The organism is Actinosynnema sp. (genome assembly GCF_052038725.1).
In genome coordinates this window covers 1-4,406 of record NZ_JBQGCX010000571.1, presented here as the reverse complement: position 1 = coordinate 4,406, position 4,406 = coordinate 1, and the positions used below count along the sequence as shown (strand labels likewise).

At 78.2% G+C, this 4,406-nt stretch carries 2 protein-coding genes and 1 pseudogene; all 3 read left to right on the top strand.

Annotated elements, in window-relative coordinates:
* A pseudogene (locus ACTUAL_RS11860) lies at nucleotides 1-1,639 on the top strand (hypothetical protein); the annotation flags it as partial.
* Nucleotides 1,636-2,793 carry an ATP-binding protein gene (locus ACTUAL_RS11855; protein WP_440900277.1) on the top strand — a complete coding sequence of 386 codons (1,158 nt, stop codon included), beginning with the start codon at nucleotides 1,636-1,638 and terminating at the stop codon, nucleotides 2,791-2,793. The pseudogene ACTUAL_RS11860 and the gene ACTUAL_RS11855, both read left to right, overlap by 4 nt.
* A partial coding sequence (locus ACTUAL_RS11850; RefSeq protein WP_440900276.1) for a DUF5682 family protein occupies nucleotides 2,774-4,406 on the top strand: 1,633 nt, incomplete at its 3' end. The genes ACTUAL_RS11855 and ACTUAL_RS11850, both read left to right, overlap by 20 nt.

The following is a 4,406-nucleotide window of genomic DNA, read 5'->3' as shown; positions in this document are numbered from 1 at the left end:
CCTGCACCGGGCCGCCTCCCCGCTCACCCCGCCCCCGCACCGGGACGCCCTCGTCGGGTTCCTGCGCGCCCTGGTGCGCGCCGGCCTGGTCGACGGGTCGCGGCGGTGGCGGGTCGTCGCCTTCGAGCTGCCCTCCCGGTTCGCCCCGCCGCCGCACCGCGCCACCCCGCTCGCTGACGGCTTCGTCGCGTTCTTCGAGCGCCGCGTCCGCCGCAACGGCACCTGCCGCGTCGAAGGCCTCCAGTTCACCCGGACCCCCGGCGAGTTCGCGCTCCCCCCGCGCGCCCTCCTCGCCGACGCCCGCGAGGTCCGCACCCCGCTCACCCCCGCCTCGGTCCTGGCCTTCCTGACCACCCTCGCCGACCGCGGCCCCGCCCCCTGGAACCCGGACGCCCCGAAGGACCTCGCCGAGCGCGCGGGCATCGGCACCGCCCAGGCCGCGCTGCTGCTCGCAGGCCTGCCCGGCGTCAACGGCCCCGCCGAGCACTTCCTCCCCGAGCCGGACCGCCGCCTGATCGGCCTGTCCACCGCCGAGGCCGACATGGCCAGGCGCGCGCTGGACAGCACCCCCGACCGGTTCCGCCGCGCCCTGCTCGCCGCCGCCGTCCCCGACGACCCGACCGCCCTGTGGACCACCGGCCAGGACACCGCCGCGATCGCCCGCGCGTGGACGGCCGAGCGGGGGCGCCGCCTCCCGGTGCCCGACGACGTCCTGCTCGACGCCCACCTGGCGTTCGGCGAGCGCTCCACCGACCTGCTCTCCGACCTGGCCAACCCCACGAGCGCCACCTGGCTCACCACCAACCGCCCGCGCCGCCCCCTCGGCGTCCGCGCCACCCGCCCGTCCGCCGGAGCCCTGAACAGCGCCGCGCTGACCAGGGCCGGTCTCACCAGCGCGCCCCCGGCGCCCCCGGCTCCCCAGTCCACCTCCGACGGCTTCACCGCCGACCACCTCGGCCCCGCCCTCGAAGCCCTCACCTGGCTCGCCTACCGCCTCCCGGCCGCCTCCCCGCTGCGCGCGAGCCTGCCCGAGGCGCTCGAACTCCTCCGCGCCCGCGCCGCCCACCCCAAGTTCGACACACCCTCGGTCCGCTGGCGCGTCGCCGCCCACCTGGAAGCCCTCGCCAAGGACTCCCTCACCGCCGCCTGCGCCGCGCGCGCCGACACCGACCCGGACGCCCACTTCCAGGACCCCGCCACCTCCGCCCCGCACCTGGTCACCGAGGTGTCCGCCACCCTCGGCCTCTCCCACGACGCCGCCGTCCTCTACCTCCAGCTCCTCGCGCTCCCCGACCCCTCGGACGCCAACACCGCCCGCTGGACCGGCTGGAAGCCCGACCGCCTCAAGCGCGCCCGCGCCGAGCTGGCCGCCACCGACCTGGTGGTGACCGCGCGCCGCCCCCGCGCGGGCCGCGCCCTGTTCCCCCCCGGCCCCGTCGTCGACCCCGGCAAGCCGCACCCGCCGCTGGAGACCTGGAAGGCCGACCTGCTCGACCCCGCGCGAGCGGACACCCCCAAGCGCACCGGCGCGCTCGTGCCCGGTGAACCCGTCGCCGACCTGTTCGCCCGCGCCTGGCAGCGCGTGCTGGACGGGGACGCGCCCACCCCAGAACCGCACAGGACCGGAGGACACCGGTGACCGCCACCGCCCCCGCCAGGCAGGTAGAACCAGCCGAGGACGCCCACCGCGAGGAGCTCGCGTTCCTCGCGGCGCACGACGACGGCCTCAAGCCACCCGGCTGGCGGCTCACCCCGCGCTCGGTCGTCACGTTCATCGTGGGCAGCGGCGGCGACGCGCTCGCCCTGCCCACGGGCGCCCAGGCCGACGGCCTGCCCAAGCGGCTGGTGATCAGCCCGAAGTTCGTCGGCGAGCGCGCCCTCGTGGAGCGGGCCGTCGTCACCCTCGCCGGTGAGCGCGGCCTGCTGCTGGTCGGCGAGCCGGGCACGGCCAAGTCGATGCTGTCCGAGCTGCTCGCCGCCGCCGTCTCCGGCACCAGCCAGCTGACCGTGCAGGGCACCGCGGGCACCACCGAGGACCAGCTGCGCTACGGCTGGAACTACGCGATGCTGCTCGCCGAGGGCCCCAGCCCGCGCGCGCTCGTGCCGTCCCCGGTGCTGTCGGCGATGCGCACCGGCGGCGTGGTCCGCGTCGAGGAGGTCACCCGCTGCCGGCCCGAGGTGCAGGACGCGCTGGTGTCGATCCTGTCCGACCGCCGCATCGCGGTGCCCGAGCTGTCCGGCACCGACGCGGCCACCGTGCACGCCGCCCCCGGTTTCACCGTCATCGCCACCGCGAACCTGCGCGACCGGGGCGTGTCGGAGATGTCCGCCGCCCTCAAGCGCCGCTTCAACTTCGAGGCGGTCGGCCCGATCGGCGACCTGGCCGCCGAGACCGAGCTGGTGCGCAGGCAGGCCAAGTCCGCCCTGGAGCGGGTCGGCGCGCCGTTCGCCGTGGACGACGTGGTGCTGGAGGTGCTGGTCACCGCGTTCCGCGACCTGCGCGACGGTGTGTCCGGCGAGGGCTGGGCGGTCGAGCGGCCGTCCACGGTCATGAGCACCGCCGAGGCGGTGTCGGTGGCGACCGCGCTGGGCCTGGCCGACGCGTACTTCCCGAGCGACCGCGACCCGCTGTCCCTGCTGCCCGGCCACCTGCTGGGCGTGGTGCGCAAGGACGACCCGGCGGACGCGGCGAAGCTGCGCGGCTACTGGGACGGCGCGGTGCGGCGGCGCGCCGAGTCCGGCGCGCGCACCTGGCGACGGCTGTGGGAACTCCGTGACGTCCTCGAAGGCTGATCCGGACCGCGCGGTGGCGGACCGGCTGGCCGACCACCGCGAGCCCGTGCTGATCGGGGTCCGCCACCACTCGCCCGCGCTCGCCGCCGCGATGCCCGCGCTGCTGGAGGCCGCCGACCCCGAGGTCCTGCTGGTGGAGCTGCCGCAGGAGCTGGGGGAGTGGCTGCCGCACCTGGCCGACCCCGACCTGCTCGCGCCGGTCGCCCTGTCCGGGGCGGCCCGCGACGGCGGCTCGCTCGCGTTCTACCCGTTCGCGGACTTCTCCCCGGAGCTGGCCGCGATCCGCTGGGCGCGCCGCAACGGCGTCGAGGTGCGGCCGTGCGACCTGCCGATCGCGCTGCGCGGCGACGGCCACCGGGGTGGGCACGACCACGGCACCCCGCTGGCCGACGCGCTGCGCGGGGTGATCACCGGGCGGGACGGCGACGACCTGTGGGACCGCCTGGTCGAGGCCGCCGCGCCCGGCCAGGCGCCCGAGTCGGTGCGCCGCGCCGCGCTGCTGGTCGGCCTGGCGCTGCGGCGTGACGCGGAGGGCCCGGACGGCGACGGCGTCGACGGGTTCGACCTGCGCCGCGAGGAGTGGATGCGGCACGCCGTCGCCGACGTCGCAGGGCGCCGCTCGGCCGCCGTCATCGGCTCCTTCCACGCCGCGGCCCTGCTGCGCGGCCCGGACGGCGACCGCCCGACCGGCAGCGGGCCCGAGGTGGTGACCTCGCTGGTGCCGTACGGGTTCGCGCTGCTGGACGAGCGCTCCGGCTACCCGGCGGGCATCCGCGACCCGGAGTGGCAGCAGGCCGTCTACGAGTCGGGCGGCGACGCGGCGGCCGTGGAGGCCTCGGCGGCGGCGTTCGTCGTGCGGATCTGCGCGCGCGTGCGCGAGCGCGGCCACCCGGCCGGTCCCGGCGAGGCGCGCGAGGCGCTGCGCCTGGCGGTCGACCTGGCCAAGCTGCGCGGGCTGCCCGCGCCGGGCCGGGGCGAGCTGGTGGAGGCGGTGCAGAGCGTGCTCACCCACGCCGAACCGCTCGGCCGCGGCCGGGTCGTGGCCCGCGCCGCCGGTGACGTGCTGGTCGGCCAGCGGCTCGGCCTGCTCGCCCCCGGCACCCCGCGCTCCGGCCTCGCCCCCGCCGTGGAGGCCCTGGTGGAGGAGCTGCGGCTGCCGGGTCCGGGCTCGACCGAACCGGCGCAGCTGCGCCTTGACCCGCTGCGCTCGCCGCTCGACGCGCGCCGCGAGGTCGCCCTGCGCAGGCTGGACGCGCTCGGCGTGCCCTACGGCAGCGAGACCGCGACCGCGGGCGTCGGCGGCGGCGAGGCGCTGACCACCCGGTGGACCGTCGCGTGGACGCCCGCCACGGCCGCCACCCTGCCCGTCGCGGGCATGTGGGGGGCGACCCTGGAGCTGGCGGCGCGCGGCAGGCTCATGGCCCGCCGCGCCGAGCGCGAGCGCGGCGGCGGCCACACCCCCGCCGAGGTGCTCGCCGACCTCGCCGAGGCCGCCGCGTGCGGTCTGCCGGACGTGGTCGGCGTGCTGCTGGACGACGCGGCGGCCGTGCTGCCCACCTCGGGCACCCTGCACGACCTGCTGGCCGCGCTGTCCCTGCTGGACCGGTTGCGCG